At 70.9% G+C, this 22,885-nt stretch carries 18 protein-coding genes; 13 read left to right on the top strand and 5 right to left on the bottom strand.

Features of this window, described 5'->3' with window-relative positions; all coding sequences use genetic code 11:
• Positions 1-173: 173 nt before the first annotated feature.
• Complete coding sequence (thiC, locus tag Raf01_RS01860; RefSeq protein ID WP_203915924.1) at positions 174-1,751, top strand: phosphomethylpyrimidine synthase ThiC; 1,578 nt, start codon at positions 174-176, stop codon at positions 1,749-1,751.
• On the opposite strand, the gene Raf01_RS01855 is transcribed toward thiC, so the two are convergent.
• The 3 genes from Raf01_RS01855 to Raf01_RS01845 form a co-directional block, all read right to left on the bottom strand.
• The gene (locus Raf01_RS01855) at positions 1,743-4,610 is read right to left on the bottom strand and encodes a hypothetical protein (protein ID WP_203915923.1); all 2,868 of its coding nucleotides are present in this window, start codon (positions 4,608-4,610) and stop codon (positions 1,743-1,745) included. The genes thiC and Raf01_RS01855 overlap by 9 nt on opposite strands.
• Positions 4,611-4,822: 212 nt before the next feature.
• Complete coding sequence (locus Raf01_RS01850; RefSeq protein WP_203915922.1) at positions 4,823-5,590, bottom strand: ABC transporter ATP-binding protein; 768 nt, start codon at positions 5,588-5,590, stop codon at positions 4,823-4,825.
• Positions 5,591-5,697: 107 nt separating this feature from the next.
• The gene (locus Raf01_RS01845) at positions 5,698-6,900 is read right to left on the bottom strand and encodes an ABC transporter substrate-binding protein (protein ID WP_203915921.1); all 1,203 of its coding nucleotides are present in this window, start codon (positions 6,898-6,900) and stop codon (positions 5,698-5,700) included.
• Between the two features lie 620 nt (positions 6,901-7,520).
• Here Raf01_RS01845 and Raf01_RS01840 point away from each other — a divergent pair.
• The 4 genes from Raf01_RS01840 to Raf01_RS01825 are packed head-to-tail and all read left to right on the top strand — an operon-like array spanning position 7,521 to position 11,978.
• Positions 7,521-10,559, top strand: coding sequence for a sensor histidine kinase (locus Raf01_RS01840; RefSeq protein WP_239133297.1), 3,039 nt, complete (start codon positions 7,521-7,523; stop codon positions 10,557-10,559).
• Complete coding sequence (locus tag Raf01_RS01835; protein WP_203915920.1) at positions 10,559-10,966, top strand: roadblock/LC7 domain-containing protein; 408 nt, start codon at positions 10,559-10,561, stop codon at positions 10,964-10,966. The genes Raf01_RS01840 and Raf01_RS01835 overlap by 1 nt, the downstream gene beginning before the upstream one ends.
• A 60-nt stretch (positions 10,967-11,026) precedes the next feature.
• A complete protein-coding gene (locus tag Raf01_RS01830; protein WP_203915919.1) occupies positions 11,027-11,389 on the top strand; it encodes a DUF742 domain-containing protein in 363 nt (120 codons plus the stop codon).
• Complete coding sequence (locus tag Raf01_RS01825) at positions 11,370-11,978, top strand: GTP-binding protein (protein WP_203915918.1); 609 nt, start codon at positions 11,370-11,372, stop codon at positions 11,976-11,978. The genes Raf01_RS01830 and Raf01_RS01825 overlap by 20 nt, the downstream gene beginning before the upstream one ends.
• A gap of 19 nt (positions 11,979-11,997) precedes the next feature.
• Here Raf01_RS01825 and Raf01_RS01820 read toward each other — a convergent pair whose 3' ends face one another.
• Complete coding sequence (locus Raf01_RS01820; RefSeq protein ID WP_203915917.1) at positions 11,998-13,188, bottom strand: uroporphyrinogen-III synthase; 1,191 nt, start codon at positions 13,186-13,188, stop codon at positions 11,998-12,000.
• Between the two features lie 163 nt (positions 13,189-13,351).
• Complete coding sequence (locus Raf01_RS01815; protein ID WP_203915916.1) at positions 13,352-13,606, bottom strand: hypothetical protein; 255 nt, start codon at positions 13,604-13,606, stop codon at positions 13,352-13,354.
• A 367-nt stretch (positions 13,607-13,973) separates the two neighbouring features.
• Between Raf01_RS01815 and rplM the strand changes: the two genes are divergently transcribed.
• The 8 genes from rplM (at position 13,974) to Raf01_RS01775 (ending at position 22,880) form a co-directional block, all read left to right on the top strand.
• On the top strand, positions 13,974-14,417 hold the full coding sequence (gene rplM / locus Raf01_RS01810; protein WP_203915915.1) for a 50S ribosomal protein L13: 444 nt from the start codon (positions 13,974-13,976) through the stop codon (positions 14,415-14,417).
• A 35-nt stretch (positions 14,418-14,452) separates the two neighbouring features.
• The gene (gene rpsI / locus Raf01_RS01805) at positions 14,453-14,941 is read left to right on the top strand and encodes a 30S ribosomal protein S9 (protein WP_203915914.1); all 489 of its coding nucleotides are present in this window, start codon (positions 14,453-14,455) and stop codon (positions 14,939-14,941) included.
• Between the two features lie 90 nt (positions 14,942-15,031).
• Positions 15,032-16,372: a phosphoglucosamine mutase gene (glmM, locus tag Raf01_RS01800; RefSeq protein ID WP_203915913.1), complete on the top strand. Its 1,341-nt coding sequence runs from the start codon at positions 15,032-15,034 to the stop codon at positions 16,370-16,372.
• A gap of 164 nt (positions 16,373-16,536) precedes the next feature.
• Positions 16,537-18,513 (top strand): glutamine--fructose-6-phosphate transaminase (isomerizing), encoded by a 1,977-nt coding sequence (gene glmS, locus Raf01_RS01795; RefSeq protein WP_239133296.1) that lies wholly within the window; start codon positions 16,537-16,539, stop codon positions 18,511-18,513.
• Between the two features lie 64 nt (positions 18,514-18,577).
• Positions 18,578-18,979 carry a holo-ACP synthase gene (locus Raf01_RS01790; protein ID WP_203915912.1) on the top strand — a complete coding sequence of 134 codons (402 nt, stop codon included), beginning with the start codon at positions 18,578-18,580 and terminating at the stop codon, positions 18,977-18,979.
• Between the two features lie 15 nt (positions 18,980-18,994).
• A complete protein-coding gene (locus Raf01_RS01785; RefSeq protein WP_275412941.1) occupies positions 18,995-20,449 on the top strand; it encodes an NAD(P)H-hydrate dehydratase in 1,455 nt (484 codons plus the stop codon).
• Between the two features lie 195 nt (positions 20,450-20,644).
• Entirely contained in the window at positions 20,645-21,769 is a 1,125-nt protein-coding gene (alr, locus tag Raf01_RS01780) for an alanine racemase (protein WP_203915911.1), read from the top strand.
• A gap of 13 nt (positions 21,770-21,782) precedes the next feature.
• Positions 21,783-22,880 (top strand): alpha/beta fold hydrolase, encoded by a 1,098-nt coding sequence (locus tag Raf01_RS01775; protein ID WP_203915910.1) that lies wholly within the window; start codon positions 21,783-21,785, stop codon positions 22,878-22,880.
• Positions 22,881-22,885: the final 5 nt, after the last annotated feature.

Raw genomic sequence — 22,885 nt, 5'->3', positions numbered from 1 at the left:
CGCGATCGCGGGTACCCCGCGACCGGCCGCCGCCCTGCGCGCCGCGTCGCCGTACCGGCCGACTGGCCTGGGTCGTCGCGTCGCGTCAGACGCGCCGAGCCAGACTGGGCGGCCTCTCCCGATCGGCATGGCGGCCAACTGGATCCTCTGGGCTTCGGTGAGTGGGGGAACACATGAAGGTCTACGTGACAGGACCGCGTGCCGACATCCGGGTGCCGTTCCGGGAGGTGACTCTTTCCGGGGACGCGCCCGCGATCCGGCTCTACGACACGTCCGGACCGGGTTCTGACGGGCCGGCGGTGGGCCTGCCGCCGATGCGGTCGGCCTGGGCGGCAGAGCGGGTGGCCGGCGGTACGCAGCTGCGTTTCGCTCGGGCGGGTGTGGCGACGCCGGAAATGGAGTTCGTGGCGCTCCGCGAAGGGGTCCCGGTGTCCACAGTGGTCGACGAACTTGCGGCGGGTCGGGCGGTACTGCCGGCGAACGTGAACCACCCGGAGTCGGAGCCGATGATCATCGGCCGGCGCTTCCTGGTCAAGGTGAATGCGAACATCGGTGCCGCGTCGCCGACATCGACACCTGAGGAGGAGGTGACCAAGCTGCGCTGGGCGACCCGGTGGGGCGCGGACACGGTGATGGACCTGTCGACCGGCGACCGGATCCACGAGGTCCGCGAGGCGATCCTGCGCAATTCACCGGTACCGATCGGTACGGTGCCGATCTACCAGGCGCTGGAACGGGTCGACGGCGATCCGACCCGGCTGTCCTGGGAGCTGTTCCGGGACACCGTCATCGAGCAGGCGGAACAGGGCGTCGACTACATGACCGTGCATGCCGGCCTGCTGCTGCGCCACATCCCGCTGGCGGTCGGCCGGGTCGCCGGGATCGTGTCACTCGGCGGCTCGATGATGGCCGCCTGGTGCCTGGCGCACCACCAGGAAAACTTCCTCTACACCCGGTTCGAGGAGCTGTGCAAGATCTTCGCCCGGTACGACATCACGGTCTCCCTCGGCAACGGGCTGCGGCCGGGCTCCATCGCGGACGCCAACGATCCGGCTCAGCTGGCCGAGCTTCGTACCCTCGGTGAACTCGCCTGGGTGGCCCGGCGCCGGGACGTACAGACGATGATCGAAGGCCCCGGACACGTACCGATGCACAAGATCAAGGAGAACGTGGACCTCCAGCAGGAGTGGTGCCGGGAAGCGCCGTTCTACACGCTCGGGCCGCTGACCACTGACATCGCGCCCGGGTACGACCACATCACCTCGGCCATCGGCGCCGCCATGGTGGCGATGTACGGCACCGCGATGCTCTGCTACGTCACGCCGAAAGAGCACCTCGGGGTGCCGAACCGTGAGGACGTCAAGGCCGGCGTGATCGCCTACAAGATCGCGGCGCACGCGGCCGATCTGGCCAAGGGGCACCCCGGCGCGCGAGCGTGGGACGACGCGCTGTCCAAGGCCCGCTTCGAGTTCCGCTGGGAGGATCAGTTCGACCTGGCGATCGACCCGGACACCGCGCGCTCGTTCCACGATGAGGCGGTACCGGCCGCGCCGGCGAGAATCGCGCACTTCTGCTCGATGTGCGGACCGAAGTTCTGCTCCGCGAAGATCGGTCACGAACTTCAGCGGTACGCCGCCGAGCGCGGCGTCAGCATCGACGCGGCGGTCGCGACCGGCATGAGTGAGAAGTCGGCCGAGTTCGTCGCGTCCGGGGGCGCCGTGTACCTGCCGGTGACGACCAAGTCAGCGTGACGAGTCCGGGGACTCGCCGGCATCCCTGGAATGCCGCGCGGCCCGGCTGTCACCGATCCGTACGGTCGGCTCGGTCGCGGAGAGCCCCTTGACCCAGTCGACGTACTCGTCGTCCGCGGGCTCGGTCGCCGCGGGCTGCGCGTCGGCCTTGCGGCGGGACCCCCAGCGGCGCTGCTTCACCGGTTCGGCCGGAGCGTCGGTGCCGGGCCCGCTGCCGGTCTGCCCGCTGCCGGTCGTAGCTGGCTCGGTCGCTGCCGGCTCGGTCGCTGCCGGCTCAGTCGCGGCGCGCTTCCGTGCGGCCCGCCCCGTCGTGGCTGTCGTGCCCGAGGCTGGCTCGGTCGCGGTCGGTCCGGTCGCGGCTCGGTTCCCGGCGGCCGGCTGATCCGTGGCCTGCTTTACCGCGTTCGCCGTCTCGCTGGTTGGCTCCCCGGCCGATCCTGACTTGCCGGCACGGCCACGCTTCTTGGCTGGCTTCTCGGTCGTGTCAGCTGGCTTTCCCGTCGTGGCTTGCGTGCCTGTGGCTTGCGTGCCTGTGGCTTGCGTGCCTGTGGCTGCGGCAGTCGTGATGCCGGCCCCGGCCGCCCTCCCGCCGCCGTCCCCGGAGCCGGGGACCTGTCCGGGCCCGGCGGCCGGCGTGGTCTGTCGCCTCCCGGTCGGCTTTCCGGCCGGTGTCTGGACCGCGGCGTTCGGTGCCGTCGCCGGCCCGCTCGTTGACGCCGTCCGGCGCCCGGCGGTCGGTGCGGCCGGGCCGGCCTCGCCGGTCGGCGGGGTCTGCGTGGCGTGCTGCCTGCCCTCGGAGGGAACGGAGAGCGGGGCAAGGATTGGGGCTCCGGCCGGTGTCGTGGTGCCGCCCGTTGGCGCATTCGCGCCGGCCGCGGTGCCCGGCGCCCCGGACGTCGGCTCGGCGCCCGCGACCGCCTCGCTGGCCGGCGGCTGTTCGTCGCGGCGTCCGGATCGCTTGAGGCCCCACCGCCACCCGCGGCGGCGGGCGTCCGGAGTGCCGGTGTCGCTCCCAGTGCCGGTGTCGTTCCCGGTGGCGGTGTCGTTCCCGGTGGCGGCGTCGTTCCCGGTGGCGGCGCCTCCGGTAGCGATGTCGCTTCCGGTGACAGGGGCGGCTCCGGCGCTTTCGCTGACTGCGGTGCTCCCGGCGGCGGTGTTCTTGGCGGCGGCGTTTCTGGTCGAGGTGTTCTTGGTGGCAGTGTTCTTGGCGGTATCGCTCGCGGCGGCACGGTTCGCGGCGGTGTCGCTCGCGGCGACCGGCTGGGGTGGGGCGGTTGTCTCGGCGGCCGAAGCCTTCCTGGCGCGCGGAATGCGCCAGCCGGTCTTCCCGCCACGCGGGTCGGTAGCCGATTCCCGCGCCCTGTCCGGATCGGCTTCCCCGGGCGCCCGGTGGTCCGCGGCCACCGCATGAGTCGTGGCCGCCGGCGCGGTTGTGCCGACTGGTGCGCTCGTGGCGGCTGGCGCGGTCGTGGCGGCGCGCTGGCTCGCGGTGTGCTGGCTCGCGGCGTGCCTCCGACCCGGGGGAGCCTGCTGGATCGGAGCCGCGTACTGGGTCACCGTCGGTGGCTGGCCTTCCTCGACCCGCCGGTACACCGCGGTCTGCTGGGTGACCGCCACGTGCGCGGCGTCGCTGCCGTCGCCGGGCGTCGACCAGAGGTCAGGGGCGGGCGACGCCTCCGGTACGGGCATCGGGGCGCCGGCCGGTTGACCGGGGGAGTCGGGTTGGCGCGGTGCGCCGTGTCCCCTGCCCCGGCCGAACGCACGCGCCGCCTTGAGCAGCCCGCCGCGCTTAGCCGGGGTGGGTCCGGGGTCGCCGGCCGGGCCGGTGGTAGGCGTCTCGGCGCTCTGTTGGTTCCCACCCGTGCCGGTGTCGCCCGGTCTGGTGTCGCCCGGTTCGCCGTTGCCCGGTCCGGTGTAGCTCAGCGTGCCCGTTGCCGCCGGCTCGCCCCCGGCTGTGCCGGTTGCCGGTGGTACGTCGTCGTCATCGCCGACGTGTGGTCCGTCGTCCGCCCCTGGTACGGCCGGGGCCGTCGGTGCGCTGGGCAACGCCGCGGCCGGCCGGTACACGTACGCGACCGGTACCGAGATCGCCAGGCCCGCGGCGACCGCGATCAGCGCCGACCAGTACGCGGACGACTGCCCGTGCGGGCCGGCGATCAGGTACGCCGCGCCGACCAGCAGCGGACCGGTCCCGCCGGACACGGAAATCGTGATCGGGTTGCCTCCGCCGAACCGGGCCACCGTGGCGACCACGAGCGCGACGAGCACCGGCGCACCGATCAGTACCGCCGGCGTCCAGACACCGCCCGGTGGGAGCTGAGCCAACCGGGCGCTGGCCCAGGTCGATCCGGTGCCGAGAGCCCAGACCGCGGACATCGCCGACGCCAGCCACACCCATGCCATACAGGTGATGACATTTCCGCGTACGGCCGGGAAAGCGAGTACGGCGAACGCGCCGACCAGGCCGATCAGCAGTCCGGCACCGGCGGTGATCGCGACTGTCAGCCGCGGGCTGCCGGTCTCCGCGAGGTCGATGCCACCGGCCGGCCGTGCGGCCAGCGGCACCACGATCGCCGCTCCGATGACGCCGGCCATCACGGTGGCGATCCGCTGGGCGAGTTCCGGTCGCTGACGCAGCCGGGCCGCCCGCCAGTCACCCGCGACTGCCGCGACGACGACCGCACTGGCCGCCACGAAGGCGATCCAGGTCAGCTGCGTGTGCCAGGGGGTGGTGCCGAGCGAGTGCTGATCCCAGCGGAGGATGCCCAACCCGTCGCCGATGCCCAACTGCCCGGCGCCGGCGAGCACACCGGCACCGATCGCGACAACCAGCGGCCCAGTCCAGGTCCGTACGGCCATGCCGGCCAGCGTACGAGGCGACCGCCGGCCGGCGCGACCCGCCACCGGTGGAGATCACCGGACTCGCGACGATGCAGCTCAGCGGCTTGGCGGCTCGTCCGGTCCGCCAACCCGGGCTCGGCAGGTGTCGATGCGTACCGGACGAGCGGTGTCCTTGATGTCCAGAATGGACGGCCTGGCTGGGCCCGGCTCGGCCCAGCGCGACCGGCGCGTCAGACGGCGGCGGCGGCCGGCTCCAGCAGCAGCTCGTGCAGCTCCGCGCTGGACCGGGCGACCTCGTCGACGTGGGCGCCCAGACCGAGCGACCGCGGCCGGGGGATCTCCACGTCGATCACCTTGCGGACCTGGCCCGGCCGTGAGCTGAGCACCATCACGCGGTCGGCGAGTAGCACCGCCTCGGCGATGGAGTGGGTGACGAAGACGATGGTCGTGTGCATCTCCATGTGCACCCGCTGCAGCTCGACCGACAGCTCCTCGCGGGTCAGCGCGTCGAGTGCGGAGAACGGCTCGTCCATCAGCAGCACGCGGGGCTGCTGGATGAGCGACCGGCACAGCGCCACACGTTGCTGCATACCGCCGGAGAGCTCGTGCGGAAGCCGCTTCTCGAACCCCTTCAAGCCGACGAGTTCGAGCAGGCGGTGGGCGCGCTCGCGGTGCTCGGAGCGCTTCCAGCCGAACATCTCCGCCGGAAGCATGACGTTGCGGAGCACGCTGCGCCACGGCAGCAGCGCCGGACGCTGGAACATCAGCGCCACGTCCGGCCGCGGGCCGGCGACCGGGGTCCCGTCGACGGTGACCCGGCCGGTGGTCGGTGTGACCAGGCCGGCGATCAGGCGCAGCAGCGTCGACTTGCCGCAGCCGGAGCGGCCCACGACGGCGAGGAACTCGCCCTCGTTGACCTGGACATCGACCCCCCGAAGGGCTTCGACGGCACCGGTTCTGCCAACGAACGTCTGCGATACGTCGGTCAAGGTAATCATCGCGCTAGCTCCACAGCTGAGGAGGCGAGGGCTGGGATGGTCGGGGGTGTCGCCGGCCAGGCTATCCGATCACGGTCCGTACCCACCACCCGTGTTCGGTCGAGCACTCAGCTGTTGGCACCGGTCGCGAGGTGCCACCGGTTGTCGTCGGTCATTTTGACGTCGGCCAACGCCTGCGAGGTCAGTCCGGAGTGGTCGTCCGGCGTGAACCGCAGCGGGCCGGACAGCCCCTCCAATTGGGTGGCCTCGATCGCGTTGCGCAACTGGTCGTGGCCGGTGCCACCCGCGTTCGCCACGGCCGACGAGATGATCCGCGCCGCGTCCGCGGCGTAGAGCGAGTACGCGGAGAACGTGCCGTACTTCGACGTGTACGCGGCGAACCACTGCTTGCGCGCGGTCTGGGCCGGCGACGTGGCGATGATATCGTCGATGACCAGGCTCTGCGGCGCGACCATTTTCACGCCCACCATCGCCCCCTGCGACGGGAGGAACAGGTCGCCCCCGGCGATCGCGTCGAAGTAGAACGGGCCGTGGTAGTCCTCATTGCGCGCCAGCGCGACCACCTGCGTGGCCTGAGCCGGCAGCAGCGAGACGACCATCGCATCGGGTGACTGGGACAACGCGTCGTGCACCGCTTGGCGCAGGCCGGTCTCGTTGGCGGAGGCCGCCACCTGCTGGGGGGCGACCGGCTCCAACTGCGCCTTCTCGGCGTACGTCTGCACGTCCTTGGTGAGCGCCGGGCCGTAGCCGTCGTTGCTCGTGGCCAGGATCGCGTACTTGTGGGCGTTCGTGTCGGTTTGCATCTGAGCGCTGAGCACGGCCGCGTTGTCCGCCGGGTTCGGGTTGAGTTTGAACAGGTACGAACTCGAACCGCTGACCAGCGTGCCCTGGGTGGTGAGATCCGCCAGGTCGGCCGGGGCGAGCGAGATGGTCGGGATCTGCTTAGCGTTGAGGGTCTTCATGACCGCCGCCGAACATTCGCCGCACGCGCCGGTGACGATCGCGGCGACGTCCTGCTGAGTCAGCGAGGCGATGTCGCTCGTCGCGGTCTGCGCCTGGGAGTGGTTGTCCCTGATGACGAGCTGCACCGGGTGGCCGCCGGCGCCACCGGCCGCGTTGAGCTGAGCGACCTCCAGCTGCAGCGCGTTCTGGTAGACCTTGCCGACCGCGGCGTAGGGTCCGGTGAGTTCGAGGTCGGCTCCGATGACGATCGGGCTGTCGTCGGCCGCTGAGCCGATCACGCCACAGGCGGTGAGGCCGAACGCCAGCATCGCGGCGGTGGCCAGTACGGAGACGCGGTTGCTCTTCAACTCGTCGTTCCTCCCGTTACCCAGCCGCGGCACCGATTGCCTCATGCGCGGCGAGCGGCCCGTGCGGGCAGCGTCAGTCTGTTGTGGACGGTTGCCGGCCGTGCGCTCGGCGGTGCCGCCCCTGAAGGTTGAATAGCGATCCAACCTTGCCGGTCCGGGTACCCCGGGTCAAGCCGTTGGTCGTGCCCTCTCGGCGGCCATCGTAGGCGATCACTCGTAGCAATCGATTAATCACCAACAGCCAATGTTTGCCGGGAACATATTTTCCGGGCGCTCCCCGGGCTTAAAAAGTCATCAGAGAATATTCGCGCTGGTCATCGGGGTCGGGTCGACTCCCGAGTTGCGAAGGCCCGGGTTCGTGGTGCATTGTGCGCCGGATTCATGCCGTGCTGAGCCTTCCGCCGGGAGTACCTGTCGTGATGAAATCGCGGCCGAGCCGCGTGCCCCCACCCGACGCTCGGCCGGGGTCGGTTGGCCGAACGGCGCGTGACTCGAGAGCTTTAGCGGAGGCGGCAGCGTGGGCGCGGAGCGGCGTGCATGGGTCGCAAAGCGAAGGGTGTGCCGGTGAGCGCAGCAAGTGAACACGGACGGCACGACGGTCGCGAGCGAAGGGCGTTGACGTGAGCACCCGGACGAGCAATTCCAGGCCGGTCCGCATCAAGGCACCCAACGCTCGACCGAAGCGACGGCGTGGGCTGCGCGATGCTCGGATCCGGTCAAAGCTGGCGCTCATTCTGGTGGTGCCGGTCATCGCCATCGTGAGCCTGGCGGTGGCCCGACTCGCCGACAGCGGCCAGCGCGCGTTGTCGGCCAGCCTGGTGTCCTCGCTGACCAGCCTCTCCAACGACGTCGCGGAGTCGACCCAGCAGTTGGAGCAGGAGCGAATCCTGGGCGCGGAGTACGCCATCTCTCCCACCGCGTTTGTCGCCGGCTGGAGCGCCAAGGACGCGACCGTCAAGGACGCGAGCGGCAAGTTCCTGAAGCCGGTGACGGTCGCCACCGCCTACAAGGCGCAGGCCGCGGCGACCAACGCCGCCATCGCCACGTACACCCAGCATCGCCAGTCACTGCACGGCGTGCCCGACGGGGTCGAGGCCCGGTTGCAGCAGATCGACACGCAGCTGGCCACGCTGGGCGGCGTACGCCAGCAGGTAGAGCAGCGTAAGGGCCTGCCAAACGAGGTGGTCCTGCGGTACAACAACATCATCAGCGACCTGGTCGCGTACCACAGCTCCCTCAGCCAGGTCACCACCGACCAGAAGCTGAGCGACGGCCTGCGGGCGATGGCCGCGTTCGCCCAGGCGAAGGACGACGCCTCGCAGGAACAGGCCGTCGGCTACGCCACTCTGAGCCATCAGCAAGTGGTGGCTCGGGAGCAGTACAACGCGGTGGTCGCGACGGAGACCAGTCAGCAGTCCGACCTGGCCGCGTTCGACCTGGCCGCGACGTCGGACCAGAAGGCGTTGGTGGCCAACACGATCACAGGTGACGCCGTCGCGCTGGCCGACCAGGCCGCCAACTCGCTGACCGCCTCGAACAGCGTCCAACCCACGATCGAGACGGCGACGAACTTCGCCAACCAGGTGGGCGCGAAGGTCGACCTGATGCGTTTTGCCGAGGTGAAGCTGGACAGCGCACTGATCAGGGACGCCAACGCTGTCCGATCGTCGGTGATCCGCGAGGTCGTCATCGAGTCGATCGTCGTCCTCCTCGCACTGGCTATCGCGATCATGATCGCCTTCCTGCTCGCGAGTTCGATGGTCCGGGCACTGTCCCGCCTCCGTGAGGGCGCGCTCGGCGTGGCCGACCGCGATCTGCCCGAGGCGGTGGCCCGGCTGCGCGACGTGCGTGACATCGGCGAAAACTCGCCGGACGAGATCGCCCGGCAGGTGCGGGACCCGATTCAGATCGACAGCCGGGACGAGATCGGCCAGGTGGCGCAGGCGTTCAACGTCGTCCACCGCGAGGCGGTCCGGGTCGCGGCCGAGCAGGCCGCCCTGCGTACCAGCGTGTCGGCGATGTTCCTCAACCTGGCCCGGCGTTCGCAGGCGCTGGTCGACCGCATGATTGGCGAGCTGGACGCCATCGAGCGCGGGGAAGAGGATCCCAAGCGTCTGGCCCAGCTGTTCCAGCTCGACCACCTGGCCACCCGGATGCGCCGTAACGACGAGAACCTGCTGGTGCTCGCCGGCGCCGACTCTTCCGCGCCTCGTCGCGAGGACGCGCTGCTCGCCGACGTCGTCCGCGCCGCCCAGTCCGAGGTCGAGCTCTACAACCGCATCGAGTTCGGCACCGTCGACCCGGACGTGTCGATCGCCGCGCGTGCGGTCAACGACGTGGTACGTCTCGTCGCCGAGCTGTTCGACAACGCGACCCGGTTCTCGCCACCCACCGCCAGCGTCCTCGCGGACGCCCGCCGGATCGGCGACTACGTGCTGATCCAGGTCGAGGACCGCGGGCTCGGCATGTCACCCGACCAGATGGCGGCGCTGAACGAGAAGCTCGCCGAACCGCCGACGGTCGACGTGGCCGCGTTCCGGATGATGGGTCTCGCGGTGGTCGGCCGGCTGGCCAGCCGGTACGACATCAAGGTCGAGCTGCGGCCGAACCCCGAGGGCGGCATCGTCACCCAGGTCACCCTGCCGAGCAGCATCCTGATCCTGCCCCGCCTTCGTGGCCGCGAGCCGGTGGTGACGAGGCCGCGAACTCCGCTCGCGGTGGAGCGGGGTCCGGCCGGCGCACCGCCGAACCAGCCGGGTTGGCCGATGCCGCAGTTGCCGGGCCTGGCCGGCGCAGGGTCTCCGGCGCTGACCGGCGGCGGAGTCGGCACCGCCACGCTCAGCGGCTGGGCCGAACTGGCAGAGGCGCGGCAGGACTGGACGCCGGTCAACCAGCCGATCTCCCCGACGGTCGCGACACCGACGATCAGCGCTTCACCGGCGAGCGCGCCGCCAGCGCCCCCGGCCAGCGTGCCCCCTGCCAACGCGCCCACGACGGCCAACGGCACCGGATCCCTGGTCGACGCGCTCGGCACAATCGCGAACAGCCAGCCCCGCACCGGCAGCGACGAGACCGCCGAACTGCCGATCTTCCGGGCGATGGAGGCTGTGTGGTTCCGCAGCCACGGCCACTCCGCCACCGGCAACTGGCCGACTGTCGGGCCGCAGGGCGAGCCCGGACACAACGTCGCCGCCGGGCTGACCAACGGCTACGCCGTGGCCCAACCGCCCGTCGCGCCGCCGCCGCCCCCACCGGTGGTTTCGGCGCCGTCCTCGCCTCCGCCTGTGGTGCCGTCGGCGTACGTGGCACCGGAGGCTCCACCGCCGCCCCCGGTCCAGCCCTCGAGCCCGCCGCAGTACCAGCCGTCGGCCGAGGAATCCTGGCGGACCGCGGCCGACGACGGTTGGCGTGCGGCGGCAGCGGCGGCCGAGCCGGCCCCGTCCGAGACGACCCGTTCGGGTCTACCCAAGCGGGTACCGGCGGCCCAGCTCGTGCCGGGCGGGGTGGATGCCCGTACCAGCGTCGCGAAGAACCGGCGTACTCCCGATGAGGTGCGCGGTCTGCTGTCGGCATATCACCGGGGCGTGCAACGGGGCCGCTCCGGTACTGACGGCGGGCCGAGCGGTGCTCAGCGGACCACCAACGAGGAGAGACATTGATGACCAGGCCGGGCGCCATGCAGGACATGAGTTGGTTGATGACCAACTTTGCCGACCACGTGGCGGGAATCGCTCACGTGGTGGCCGTGTCCGCCGACGGTATCCTGCTGGCCTCCTCGCGCGGGCTGCCGGAAGACAGAGCCGACCAGCTCGCCGCGATCGCCGCCGGCGTGGTCAGCCTGACCCATGGCACGGCCCGCTACTTCAACGGTGGTTCGGTGCTGCAGACCATCGTCGAGATGGACGGTGGCTACCTCTTCCTGATGTCGATCAGCGACGGCTCGTGCTTGGCGGTGCTGGCCGGACGCCAGTGTGACGTGGGGCAGGTCGGTTATGAGATGGCTTTGCTCGTGGAGCGGGTCGGTCAGGCGCTCGTACCGGCTCCGCGGAGCGCTCAGGCTAGCTGACGTTTCCATCAACCTTGACGCCCCTCATACGGGCGCCACCGGAAGGGGGTGAGGAGGGCCATGGAGAAGTCTCCGGACGATCCGCGCGGAGCGCTGGTCCGGCCGTACGCGGTCACTCGTGGCCGTACCGAGCCCCAGCGGGACATCGCCATCGAGGCGATTCTGCTGACCACGCACCGCGGCCAGCAGGAAGCCCGGTTCGCCGGGCGTGACAAGCAAGCGATCGCCTCCCTATGCGATGGGCGTGCGCAGTCGCTGGCGGAAATCGCCGCGTACACGCGGCTTCCGCTCGGCGTCTCCCGGGTGCTCGTCGCCGACATGGTCGCCGATGGCCTGCTCGCGCTGCACGAGGTGGCGCAGGTACATGACGACGACCGTATGCAGCTGCTGGAAAGGGTGTTGAGTGGACTTCGGAGGCTCTGACCCCGGGCGCCGGGCGCCTTCCGCGATCAGATCGGCGAAGATCGTCATCGCGGGTGGGTTCGGCGTCGGCAAGACGACGCTTGTCGGTGCGGTTTCGGAGATCACGCCGCTGACCACCGAAGCGGTGATGACCCAGGCTGGCGTCGGCATCGACGATCCGTCGAAGGTGCCCGGTAAGGGCACCACCACCGTCGCGATGGACTTCGGCCGTATCACCATGGCCGAGGACCTGATCCTGTACCTGTTCGGTACCCCCGGGCAGACCCGGTTCTGGTTCATGTGGGACGAGATCATTCGTGGCGCCCTGGGAGCCGCGGTACTCGTGGACACCCGCCGGATCGCCGACAGCTTCGCGCCGATCGACTTCTTCGAGAGCCGGCGGCTGCCGTACCTGGTGGCGGTGAACTGCTTTGACGGGGCGCCCCGGTACGCCGCCGACGAGGTGCGCGAGGCGCTCGCCATCGCGCCGGAGGTGCCACTGGTCCTGACCGACGCGCGCCAGCGCGAGTCGGTGAAATCGGTACTCATCACGGTGGTCGAGCACGCGATCGCCTCGCTGCGAGTGGAGTTGGCGCGGGCCGGCCGTTAGGGCTGGCTCGCCGCCCGGCTCAGTCGACCCGCAGCCGGTACCCGCGCTTGACCACCGTCTGTACGAACGCGGAGCCGCCCAGTGCCGCGCGGAGCCGGGCGACCGCCATTTCGACCGCGTGCTCGTCGGCGCCCCGGGGAAGCGAGGTGAGCAGCGCGGCCCGGGAGAGTACCCGACCCGGGGTCGCCGCCAGGGCACGCAGCACAGCCATCGGCGCCGGCGCGAGCGGCCGGAGCTTGCCGTCCACGAGCGCGGCGTGGCCGCGCAGAACGACTTCCCGTCCCGCCACCAGAATCGTCGGGGCCCGTTCCGGCAACTCCTCGACCAGCGCGGCGACCAGTCCGGCCAGCCGCGGGCGCGCGGGAGCCACGACCGGTACCCCGCGGTGAACCAGCGGCGTCGCGCTGACCGCCCCCAGGCAGGCGGCTGCCACGTCGGCACGCAGCGCGGCGAGCAACGAGTCGATGTCCGGGCCGGCGAGCCGCAGCAGCGCGCCAACGGCGGGCGCGGACGTGAACGCGATCGCGTCGACCAGCCGGCTCACAGCGAGATCGACCAGCCGGCGCAGCGGGGTCGGATCGGCCGGCGGCACCCAGCGGTGCACGGCGACCTCGATGACCTCCGCTCCGGCGCCGACCAGCGCCGCGCACAGCTCGGGTTGCGGCTCTCCGTGCACCTGAACGGCGACCCGCGCGCCAGCGACCCCGTGCCGCAGCAGGCGTTCCAGAACGTCGCCCGGGCCTGTCGCGCTGTCGCTCGCCGCGCCGCCTGACCCGCCGCCGCTTGCCGCGTGGCCTGTTGCCAAGCCGTCTGTTGCCAAGCCGTCTGTTGCCGTGCCGCCTGATCCGCCGCACAGGCCGCCGGTCGGGCCGGTCGCCAGCAGGTACGCGGAGTCGATGGCGGTACGGAGCCCGTCGCCCAGGCCCCACTGCCGTGCGGCCTGCAGCCAGCCGCGCAGCCCGACCCCGGTACCGGCGACCACGATGTCCGGCGGGTTGTCCACCAGTGCCCCGGTGACGGCCCGCAGATCCGGGTCCTCGGCCAGCGGCACGACGCGCAGGGTCGGTGCGAGCACCACCCGGGCACCCCGGCGCTCCAGCATCCCGGCCAGTTCGTCGCGGCAGCGGTCCGCCACGATCGCGACAGTGAATCCGGACAGCGGCTCGGACGTGCTCACCGAACCCGTACCCGATCCGCGCCCCGTCCTCATCGGCCGGCCGCCGTACCGCGTCGGCCGGTCGCGCCATCACCGGCGGCGACCCCGGAACCGGCCCCCTGGTACCGCGTGGTCGCCACCGGTGTCATGGGTCTCACCGTGCCGTCCGGCCGTTTCGCCGACGCTTCTGCGTTGTTTCCGACCTGCTAAGACCGGTTCATCCGGTCGGCTGATGGCCGGTGGCCGGAACGGTGGACGCGGGACGGTGGAGGTAGGGGAAGAGCCGCGGCGTGCCCAGGGCGGTCGTCCACGGGGTCCGGCCAGCGCCGTCCTCGGCGTCGATCCGCTCCCAGGCCACGCCTGCGCAATGGTCCGCACCCCCCGCCGGGGCACGCCGCAGCTCTTCAGGTACGGCCGGCTCGACGTCGGAACCGGTGCCGTACCGCAGCCGAGTGGCCAACTCGGCGATCACCCCCAGGTCCGTCCCAAAACCCTGGGGGTGGCTCGTGCACGTGCTCAAGACTGCCCGCGCCCGATTTCCAGGCGGCTTCTCCGGTGTTTCGGCTCCGCTAAACCGCGGTGACATGCTGGCGGACCGGACAGACTGGGACATCCTGGCCGCTCCCCGGCTGGTTTGACCCTCTCAGTGGCTACCAGGTATCGTTGCCTGCTGTTGTGCGATAGTTCAGGCGTTCCTGCATGCGGGTACGCTCTATATGCGCGTGTGAATTCGCGTAATCGCACCGGACAACGAAACGTCGGCCGAGAGATCGGCTGGTCGAGCCTGTGGCGCCTCGTTGGTGCGCGGATCGACCGGCCTTATGAGGACAGGTAAACCTGTGGGTACGTACAGCCCCAAGCCGGGTGAGATCGAGCGTCGCTGGCACGTGATCGACGCCTCCGACGTCGTGCTGGGCCGCCTGGCGACCCACGCCGCGACGCTGCTGCGCGGGAAGCACAAGCCGACCTTTGCGCCGCACGTGGATACCGGCGACTTCGTCATCGTCATCAACGCCGGCAAGGTCGCGCTGACCGGAAACAAGCGCCAGACCAAGGTCGCCTACCGGCACTCCGGATACCCGGGTGGCCTCAAGGCGGTCGGCTACGAGGAGCTGCTGACCAAGCGCCCCGAGCGGGCGATCGAGCTGGCCGTCAAGGGCATGCTGCCGCACAACCGGCTGGGCCGGCAGCTGATCAAGAAGCTCAAGGTGTACGCGGGTGCCGAGCACCCGCACGCCGCTCAGCAGCCGCAGCCATTCGAGATCAAGCAGGTAGCCCAGTGAGCGCGCCAGCCGTGGGTGCCGACGAGGAAAGCGTGATGACCGACACCGACACCGACACCAACAGCTCCGTCGAGGCCGTGCAGGCCGCCGCTACCGCGACAGCCACCAAGGCGCAGCCCGGTGACGGTGTGCGCCGCGAGCGCCCGATTCAGACCGTGGGCCGCCGCAAGGAGGCGATCGTCCGGGTCCGGATCGTTCCCGGCACCGGTCAGTTCCTTCTCAACCGCCGGGCCATCGAGGACTACTTCCCCAGCAAGGTGCACCAGCAGCTCGTCCGCGAGCCGTTGGTGATCACCGAGCGGGTGGAAAACGTCGATGTGTTCGCCAACCTGCGTGGCGGCGGGATCACCGGCCAGGCCGGTGCACTCCGGCTGGCCATCGCCCGTGCCCTGTGCGACCTGGACCCCGACCTGCGTCCGGCGCTCAAGAAGGCCGGTTTCCTGACGCGTGACGCCCGCGTCACCGAGAGTAAGAAGTATGGTCTGAAGAAGGCGCGCAAGGCCCCGCAGTACTCGAAGCGCTGACCTCCTTTTGTTTGCCCGAACCTGAGCCGGGCACGCCGCCTCTCATAGGGGGTGGCGTGCTCGGTTTTTCAATTCCTGGAGGTAACCCTGATGGGTCGGCTTTTCGGCACCGACGGCGTCCGCGGCCGGGCGAACGCGAACCTCACGCCCGAGTTGGCGCTGTCGCTCGCGGTGTCGGCGGCACACACCCTGGCCGAGCGGGATCGCAGCCATCCGCCGGTGGCGATGGTGGGCCGGGACCCACGGGCCAGCGGCGAGATGCTGGAGGCCGCCGTGGTGGCCGGCCTGGCCAGCGCGGGCGCGACGGTCATCCGGGTGGGGGTGATCCCGACGCCGGGGGTCGCGTACCTGGTCGGTGACGCCCGCGCGGATCTCGGCGTGATGATCTCGGCGTCCCACAACCCTATGCCGGACAACGGAATCAAGCTGTTCGCCGCGGGTGGGCAGAAGCTGCCCGACGAGATCGAGGACGCGATCGAGGCGGGCATGGGCGCGCCGTTCGACCGGCCGACCGGGGCCAAGGTGGGCCGGGTGCACGACCTGATCGACGGGGTCGAGCACTACGTCAACCACCTGGTCGACTCGGTACCGCACCGGCTCGACGGGCTGACCGTGGTGGTGGACTGCGCCAACGGGGCCGCGTCGGAGGCCGCACCGGCGGCGTACGAGCGGGCCGGCGCGCGGGTGATCGCGATCCACGCCGACCCCGACGGTCTCAACATCAACGACGGCTGCGGCTCGACGCACCTGGAGACGGTCCGGGCCGCCGTCCTCGAGCACGGCGCCGACCTGGGTATCGCGCACGACGGCGACGCCGACCGGTGCCTGGCGGTCACCGCGACCGGCGAAGAGGTCGACGGTGACCAGATCATGGCGATCCTGGCGCTGGCCATGCAGGAGGCCGGCACGCTGACCGACGACACGCTGGTCGCCACCGTGATGAGCAACCTGGGCCTGCGGCTGGCCATGTCCGCCGCCGGGGTGCGGCTGGTGGAGACGAGGGTTGGCGACCGGTACGTGCTGGAGGCGCTGCGCGGCGGCCAGTTCGCGCTGGGCGGCGAGCAGAGCGGGCACGTGGTCATGCCGGGGCACGCCACGACCGGGGACGGCATTCTCACCGGACTGCACCTGATGGCCCGGGTGGCTTCGACCGGTAAGACGCTCTCCGAACTGGCCGGCGTGGTGACCAAGCTGCCGCAGGTTCTGATCAACGTACCGGTGGCCGACCGGTCCTCGGCCGCGTCGGCTCCGGACGTCGAGGCGGCGGTAGCGGACGCGACCTCCGAATTGGGCGACGAGGGACGGGTACTGCTTCGCCCCTCGGGTACAGAGCAGTTGGTACGCGTGATGGTCGAAGCGCCGACAGAGGATCTGGCGGGCGCCGTGGCCGAGCGGATCGCGACCGTGGTCAGGGCGGCCAGTCCGGCCTGATTCACCGGGTCGGTGCCCGGGAGGTGTGTACCTCCCGGAGCCGCCCCGTGCGGGGCAATTTATCAGTGTTGAGTGGCATTGATCCGCTTAGCGCGCAAATGGCTTGAGCGAATGACCGTAGTTTGCGCATCGCTCATGCTCAAAACTCTGGTAAGGTCGAGTGAGTGTGCGGCATCGTTGGATACACGGGCGCCCGGTCGGCGCTGGGGATCGTGCTTGACGGCCTGCGTCGTCTGGAATACCGCGGGTACGACTCGGCGGGGGTGGCGGTCGTCGCCGACGGCGAGCTTCTGGTCTGCAAGCGCGCCGGCAAGCTTTCCAATCTGGAAAAGGCGCTCATGGAGCGCGCCGACTGGCACGCACCGGAAGGCGCGCCGGTCGACCAGCCACTGACCAGCGGAGAGACGCCCGCCGGTGAGCCGGTGCTGAGCCGGCAAGAGGCCTCCGGGAAGGACGCCGCGACGCCGTTGGGGATCTCCGGGGGTACGACGGCCATCGGCCACACCCGGTGGGCCACCCACGGCGGTCCGACCGACCGCAATGCCCACCCGCACCTGTCCTCGGACTGCCGGGTCGGCGTGATCCACAACGGGATCATCGAGAACTTCGCCCAGCTCCGCGACGAGTTGGAGGGGTGCGACGTCGAGTTCGCCAGCGACACCGACACCGAGTGCGTCGCCCACCTGCTGTGCCGCGAACTGGAGAAGCCGGACGTCGCCGACCTGTCCGAGGCGATGCGGCGGGTCTGCCAGCGGCTGGAGGGCGCCTTCACGCTCCTCGCGGTGGACGCCAACGCCCCCGGCGTCGTGGTCGGCGCACGGCGCAACTCTCCGCTGGTGGTCGGCCGGGGAGCCGGCGAGAACTACCTGGCCAGCGACGTCTCGGCGTTCATCGAGCACACCCGGGAAGCGATCGAGCTGGGCCAGGACCAGATCGTGATGATCACGCCCGACGAGATCGTGATCACCGACTTCGCCGGCAACACCACGACCGGCAAGGACTTCCACATCGACTGGGACGCGTCCGCCGCGGAAAAGGGCGGGTACGACTACTTCATGCTCAAGGAGATCGCCGAGCAGCCACAGGCGGTCGCCGAGACGCTGATCGGCCGGCTGACCGATGCCGGCGAGATCATGCTGGACGAGGTCCGGCTGACCGACCAGGATCTCCGGGACATCGACAAGGTATTCATCGTCGCGTGCGGCACCGCGTACCACGCCGGGATGGTCGCCAAGTACGCGATCGAGCACTGGACCCGGCTGCCCTGCGAGGTCGAGCTGGCCAGCGAGTTCCGCTACCGGGACCCGGTGCTCGACCGCTCCACGCTCGTGGTGGCGATCTCGCAGTCCGGCGAGACGATGGACACCCTGATGGCGCTGCGCCACGCGAAGGAACAGAAGGCGCGGGTCCTGGCGATCTGCAACACCAACGGGTCGACGATCCCGCGGGAGTCAGACGGCGTGCTCTACACGCACGCCGGGCCGGAGATCGCGGTCGCGTCCACGAAGGCGTTCCTCACCCAGCTGGTGGCGTGCTATCTGGTGGGGCTGCACCTGTCGCAGGTACGTGGCATCAAGTACGCGGACGAGGTCGGCGCCGTGGTGGCCCAGTTGCAGGCCATGCCGTCCAAGGTGGAGGAAGTGCTGACCACCATGGAACCGGTACGGGAGCTGGCCCGGGAACTGGCCAACTCGCGTAGCGTGCTGTTCATCGGGCGGCACGTCGGGTACCCGGTGGCCCTGGAGGGTGCGCTCAAGCTCAAGGAGCTGGCGTACATGCACGCCGAGGGCTTCGCGGCCGGCGAACTCAAGCACGGTCCGATCGCGCTGATCGACGAGGGTACGCCGGTGGTGTGCGTGGTCCCGTCGCCGGCCGGGCGCGGGGTGCTGCACGACAAGATCGTGTCGAACATCCAGGAGATCCGGGCGCGCGGGGCGCGGACGATCGTGATCGCCGAGGAAGGCGACGAGGCCGTGCTGCCGTACGCGGACGATCTGGTGCGGGTACCGCGTACGCCGACGCTGCTGGCGCCGCTGGTGACGACCGTACCGCTGCAGGTGTTGGCCTGTGAGATCGCGGCGTCCCGCGGGCACGATGTCGACCAGCCGCGCAACCTCGCGAAATCGGTGACTGTGGAGTGATCCCGGCCCGGTGGCGCGACGGTGGCGAATGATCGGTTTCCGGCCGGTCCCCTAGGGTTGACGTGTGATCGTGGCTGTCGGCATCGATGTCGTGCTCGTCGAGCGGTTCGCCCGTGCGCTGGCACGCACCCCGCTGCTGGCCGACCGGCTGTTCACCGAGGCGGAGCGGACCACGTCGTCGGGCAACCCGCGCTCGCCGGAGTCGCTGGCCGCCCGGTTCGCCGCCAAGGAAGCGGTGGCCAAGTCTCTCGGCGCCCCGGCCGGGCTGCACTGGCACGACTGTGAGGTGGTTTCCGATCCGGACGGGCGGCCCTGGCTGACCGTCTCCGGTACGGTCGCGGCCGCCGCGGCCGAGAAGGACATCGGCCGCTGGCACCTGTCGCTGTCGCACGACGGCGGCATCGCGTCAGCCATGGTCGTCGCCGAGACGGACGATCGTCGGGACAGGGGTGGCATTCGTGGATGACGAGGTGGGTCGGCCGTGAGCACGGGAGCTTGGCGGGTGCCCGATGTGCGGGCAGCCGAGAAAACGCTGATGGACACCCTGCCGGCCGGCACGCTGATGCAGCGGGCCGCCGCCGGCCTGGCGCGGCGGTGCGCGCAGTTGCTGACCGACCGGTTCGGCGCGGTGTACGCGCGGCGGGTGCTGCTGCTCGTCGGCGCCGGGGACAACGGCGGCGACGCGCTCTACGCGGGTGCCCGGCTGGCGGCCCGCGGCGTCGCGGTGCGCGCGCTGCTGCTGGACCCGGACCGCGCCCACGCCGGCGGACTCGCCGCGCTGCGAGCGGCCGGCGGATCAACCGTGGCGGCCGCGCCGGGCGTGGTGGACCTGATCCTCGACGGCGTCGTGGGCATCGGGGGCAAGGGCGGCCTGCGGCCAACCGCGGCGTCGGTGGTGTCGGCCGCGGCGTCGTCCACCGCATCCGACGGTGGGCGCCCGATCCTGGTGGCGGTCGACGTCCCGTCCGGGGTCGATCCGGACACCGGGGAGGTACCCGGCGAGGCGGTCACCGCCGACGTCACGGTCACCTTCGGCTGCCTCAAGCCGGGTCTCCTGGTCGGCGCCGGGGCCACCCGGGCCGGGCTGGTGGATCTGGTGGACATCGGGCTGTCGCCGGCGGTACCGCCAGTGCTCCGGGTCGCCGACCGGGAGGACATCCGGGGGTGGTGGCCGGTCGCCGGGCGGGAATCGGACAAGTACACCCGGGGCGTCGTCGGGGTCGCGACCGGATCCTCGACGTACTCGGGTGCCGCCGTGCTCTCCGTAGCCGGGGCGAGCGCGGGGCCGGCCGGGATGGTGCGGTACGCGGGGTCGGCGGCCGACTACGTACGGCAAAGGTACCCGTCGGTGATCGTCACCGAGAGCGTGGAGCGGGCCGGCCGGGTACAGGCGTGGGTGTGCGGATCGGGGCTGGGTACCGACGAACGGGCGGCCGGTGAGCTGCGGACGGTACTCGCCGCCCCGGTGCCGGTGTGCCTGGACGCGGACGCGCTCAGCCTGCTGGCCGACGGCCGGATGCAGGATCTGCTCCGCGAGCGCTCCGCGCCGACCGTGGTGACCCCGCACGATCGGGAGTTCACCCGGCTGGCCGGGTTCCCGCCGGGAGGCGACCGGGTCGCCTCGGCGCTCGGGCTGGCCAACCAACTGAACGTGACTGTGCTGCTCAAGGGCGACCGTACCGTGGTGGCGTCCCCGGACCGGGAGGTCTGGGTGAACCCGACGGGTACCGCGGCGCTGGCCAGCGGGGGTACCGGCGACGTGCTGTCCGGGCTGCTCGCGGCGCTGCTGGCCGGCGGGCTGAGCGGGGTACGGGCGGCGGTCGCGGCGGCGTACGCGCATGGCATGGCCGGCCGGGCGGCGGCCGAGGGCGGACCGGTGACCTCGACAGACGTGGCGGCCGCGCTGCGGTCGAGCGTCGCCGCCGTGCTCGCCTGAGCGCAGCCGGAGCCGGTCTGTGGCGGAGGTGAGCACAGGCCTAGAGACTGCCGCCTGAGCGCAGCCGGAGCCGGTCTGTGGCGGAGGTGAGCACAGGCCCAGACGGCGCCGCCTGACACGGGCCTGGGCGACGCCGCCTGAGGCGACCGTCGATGGCGTGCGGGCTGCTAGGTGACTGGCCGGTAGGGTATAGGTATGTGGCAGGCCGAGATCCGGGTTGACCTGGGGGCGATCCGGCAGAACGTGGCTCGGCTCCGGTCTGGCACCACTGCCGAGGTGATGGCGGTGGTGAAGGCCGACGGGTATGGGCACGGCATGGTGCCGGTCGCCCGTGCCGCCCTCGATGCCGGTGCCACCTGGCTCGGGGTCTGCACCGTCGACGAGGCGCTGGGGCTGCGTGCGGCCGGCATCGAGACGCCCGTGCTCGCCTGGCTGCTGGCCCCGGGTGCACCGCTGGAACAGGCGATACGATCCGGCGTCGACGTGTCAGCGGGCAGTCTGGAACTACTCGGTGAGATGGTCGCCGCCGCGCGGGCGGCGGACCGTCCGGCACGGGTACACCTGAAGATCGACACCGGGCTGAACCGCGGCGGCGCCAAGCCGACCGAGTGGGCCGCGCTGGTCGCAGCGGCGGCGAAAGCGCAGGCGGACGGCCAACTCGACGTGGTCGGGGTGTGGAGCCACCTCGCCTGCGCCGACGCGATCGGGCACCCCAGCATCGACGCGCAGCTCGCCGAGTATCACGACGGGCTCGCGGTCGCCGAGCGTGCCGGGCTGCACCCGAAGTACCGGCACCTGTCCAACTCCGCGGCCCTGCTGACTCGGCCGGACTGCCACTTCGACCTGGTACGGGCCGGAATCGCGGTCTACGGGCTGTCCCCGATCCCGGGCGAGACGTTCGGGTTGCGGCCGGCGATGACGGTACGGGGTCGGGTCATGGTGGCGAAGCGGGTACCGGCCGGTGAAGGCGTATCGTACGGGCACACGTACACCACCAGCCAGGAGACCACGCTCGCCGTGGTGCCCCTCGGGTACGGCGACGGAGTTCCCCGGCACGCCTCGAATTCGGGCCCGGTGCTGCTCGGCGGGCACCGCCGCACTGTGGCCGGCCGGGTGTGCATGGACCAGATCGTGCTGGACTGTGGCGACGACGAGGTCCGGGCCGGCGACGTCGCGATCCTGTTCGGGCCCGGCGACCAGGGCGAACCGACCGCCTATGACTGGGCGGACGCGGTCGGCACCATCAGCTACGAGATCGTGACCCGGATCGGTGGGGTCCGCGTGCCCCGCGTGTACGACGGCGAGGTAGCCAGTGTCTGAAGCCCTTTCGACCATGTCGAAGCGGAACCGGGTCGCCCGCCGGGCCGGCCTGCTGGGCGCGGTGGTCGGTGTGGCGGCCGCCGGAGTGGCGGCGGGCGTGGCCGCGGAACGGCTGCTCCTGCGCCGCCGCAGCGCCATCGCCGCCGACCCGTTGGCCGACGAGCGCTTCGGTCGCCTGCCATACGACGAGATGACGACGGTGACCACGGCCGACGGCCTCGACCTGCATGTCGAGATCGTCGAACCGGAGGACGGCATCGATCTGGACTTCGGCCTGAACAGCCCGCCGGAGCCCACGCTCGTCTTCATCCATGGCTTCTGTCTGGACATGGGTACGTTCCACTTCCAGCGCACCGAGTTGACCCGGCGCGGCGGGTACCGGATGGTCTTCTACGACCAGCCGGGCCACGGCCGGTCGAGCAAGCTGCGCCAGGGCGAATACACGTTGAACGCCCTCGGCGAGGCGCTCAAGCGGGTCCTCGACGAGACCGTCGGCGACGGGCCGGTCATCCTGATCGGACACTCCATGGGCGGCATGACCATCATGGCGCTCGCCGAGCTGTACCCGGAGATGTTCGCCGAGCAGATCCACGGCGTTGTGTTCATCTCCACCTCGGCCGGAAAGCTGGACGAGGTCACCTTCGGCATGCCGGACTTCCTGGCCAGGTTCAGCCGGCCGCTGATACCGGTGATCACCGGCGCGGGACGGCTGACCGGCGGCATGATCGACGGACTCCGGCGGGCCTCCACGGATCTGGCCCAGGCGCTGATCCGCAAGTACGGGTTCGGTACCGAAAGGCCGAGTCCGGCGTTGGTCAGATATGTGGAGCAGATGAACGCGCACACCGGTACCGAGGTCGTGGCCCGGTACCTTCGCGCGATCTACACCCACGCCCGGTACCCGGCTCTGGAAGCGCTCAAGGAGACCAAGGTGCTGGTCATCTGCGGGGAGCGAGACAAACTCACCCCGCCGGACCACTCGGCGGAGATCTGCCGCATACTGCCCGACGCGGAGTTCGTACCGGTTCCAGAGGCGGGGCACGTGGCGTTGCTGGAGCAACCCGACGTGGTGAACGCCGCGCTCATGGACTTCCTGGAGCAGGTCGACTGATGTTG

This window comes from Rugosimonospora africana (assembly GCF_016862975.1).
Lineage (GTDB): Bacteria > Actinomycetota > Actinomycetes > Mycobacteriales > Micromonosporaceae > Rugosimonospora > Rugosimonospora africana.
This window is presented reverse-complemented; position numbering and strand designations above follow the sequence as displayed.